The organism is uncultured Granulicatella sp., from assembly GCF_963528315.1.
GTDB lineage: Bacteria > Bacillota > Bacilli > Lactobacillales > Aerococcaceae > Granulicatella.
On the sequence record NZ_CAURVV010000081.1, the window covers coordinates 1 to 2,521 of the forward strand.

The following is a 2,521-nucleotide window of genomic DNA, read 5'->3' on the forward strand; positions in this document are numbered from 1 at the left end:
GCTTCTTTATTCCAACGAACTTTAGGAGTAATTTCTTGATCACGATAGCCAAAACTTGCCATGACAGATACACCAAATTCATCCGTATTTAAGATTCCTTTTTCTTTTAAATAAGTTTCTACTTTTTCTCTATTAAATCCTTCAATCGGTAAAGAATCTATTCCTAAAAGTGTTGCTGCAGACATCATATTTGCCATTTGAATATACGTTTGTTTACTAGCCCAGTCAAATAATGCTCTTTCATCATTTAATGTTGCATCGATTTCATGGAAACTCTTCACACGAGCAGCAAATCGTGAAGTTGGATCATAGTCACGATTTTTTACTTCCTTCATCAACTTTGCAACATACGCACTATCATAAGTAACACCTTTTCGAGCAAGGAAAATAACAAAATGACTTGCAGCTTCTAAACTATTAATAGCTCCCCATGCCATTTCTTTCAAATCTTCTCTCATTTGTTTATTTTCTAATAGGAGCATTTTCCAAGGTTCAAAACCAAGGGATGATGGAGCTAAACGTCCTACTTCTACTAATGTATCCCAATCTTCATCAGAAATACGACGATTCGGATCATATTTTTTCACTGCAAAACGTTTATGTTGTAATTCAATAACTTCATTTCTATTCATTTTAATTCTCCTTTAAATTCGATAATAAAACTCTACCATACGATATTAGTACTTACAAGAAAATTAAACTGTTATTCCTTCACTAGCCATACATGTTGTAAGAAACTAATATCTTTATACGGATACAAATCACATACTGCAAGTTCCATTTCAGTCATCTTTTCTAGCCAGTTATCTTTCGTTTTTACTTCATTCATCTGTAAACTATAAAATGTACGGATAGCTTGATAGTTTTCCAATTTCATTTTTGACATTTCCAATAATTCATCAATGGTATACGTTGTTCCTTGAGAAAAAGAAACACTTTTAAATTCATTCCCATTTAATAAATCTAATGCTTGATCAACATCATTTGAAAAGACAACTGCTTGCATAATTTTGCCAACTTGATTATGTTTAATAATGGATAACTTCCCATCTCGTTTTAACACTCTCTTTAATTCAGAAAGATAGTTCACTCGACAATTTTCATCGATATATTCTAATACATTATGACACAAAACAATATCAAAAGATTCTGATTCAAATTTTTCAACTTGCTCTAAGCTGCCTAAGATTTTTTCATAACGATGATTGGAATAGGCAAATAACATTTCTTCCTGTGGTTCAATCGCAACGACTTCATTATTTTGAGCTAGAAATTGACTTACTAAACCAAATCCTGAACCAAAATCTAGAATTTTTTTTCCTTTAATATGTTCTAATTGAGCGAAAGTAATTACATATTGAAATTTCCCCCATGGCTGCTCTAACATTTGTTTGTATTGTTGAATATCCATTAAAATTTACCTACCTTTTCAAAGTTATTTCCTTTATAAAACTTAGGAATTACTCGTTTAAAATCGTCAAACCAATCCAACACTAATTTTGCCCTTTTAAGCATAATCTCTAATTGATTATTTTCAAAATTAATAGCCCAAGGAATAGATCCTACTACATCACAAGCCATATAATAGGCCATTAGTTTCCAAAATATATCAGGAATTTTTTCTCCATCAAAATATCCATTAACGAAACCAGTAGCAAACTCCTCAGATAATTGAGCATTCCAAATCATACGATTAAACTCTTCCATAGGATCACCAATCTCTATAGAACCAAAATCAATAATAACGAGCTTCTTTGTTTCTAAGTCAATCATCATATTTCCTACATGATAATCTCCATGACATAATGAAATGGGTCTATCTTTTAATAAAGATTGATGACTTTGAATAAAATCAATAAAAGTTTCAATATTAGCAAAATTCTTATTCTGTTTTCTAAAAGAATGAATCTTTTTCATTGATTTCTTTATATAATATTTTTGCCAATTTACTGAAGCTTCTTCAATAGAAATCGAATGTATCTTCTTTAAAAAAGCTCCAGCTTGCATACCAAATTGATAAAGTTCTTCTTCTGTTAATTTAGACGCATATTCTCTAATATCAACTCCATCAATCCATTCGTATAAACTTAGAATTGAATTGGTTTCAAACTTCATTTCTACTAATTTAGGAAATTTGATTTCTTTTTCTAAAGCTAAAATATACTTTACTTCTAAATCCTTCTTTTTAGTAAAAGATAGAGGAGAAATTTTTAAAAAATAATTCATGTCAGCTTTGATTTTGTACTTCATCTCTTCAGAATATCCTTTTTGGATGAACTCCTTAGGATATTGTTCCAGTTCATCTAGTATTGTCATATATAACTCCTTTAAAAATTCATAGCATTAAAATTATACTTTAAATTCACAAACTTTGTAGTAAAAATTTACGCACTTTTTGCCCACAAAATTTTTATGTATAAAAAAACTAGAAATGCTGATTTAACAACATTTCTAGTTTAAACGTAGTACCGGCGGCCGGGGTCGAACCGGCACGCCCTCGCGGGCACTGGATTTTGAGTCC

At 30.5% G+C, this 2,521-nt stretch carries 3 protein-coding genes; all 3 read right to left on the reverse strand.

Annotated elements, in window-relative coordinates; all coding sequences use genetic code 11:
• The coding region (locus RYK07_RS08930) for an NAD(P)H-dependent oxidoreductase (protein ID WP_314853506.1) at positions 1-632 on the reverse strand (632 nt) is incomplete at its 3' end.
• Between the two features lie 71 nt (positions 633-703).
• Positions 704-1,411, reverse strand: a complete 708-nt coding sequence (locus RYK07_RS08935) for a class I SAM-dependent methyltransferase (protein WP_399546626.1) — start codon at positions 1,409-1,411, stop codon at positions 704-706.
• Complete coding sequence (locus tag RYK07_RS08940) at positions 1,411-2,316, reverse strand: aminoglycoside phosphotransferase family protein (RefSeq protein ID WP_314853507.1); 906 nt, start codon at positions 2,314-2,316, stop codon at positions 1,411-1,413. The genes RYK07_RS08935 and RYK07_RS08940 overlap by 1 nt, the downstream gene beginning before the upstream one ends.
• Positions 2,317-2,521 lie beyond the last annotated feature (205 nt).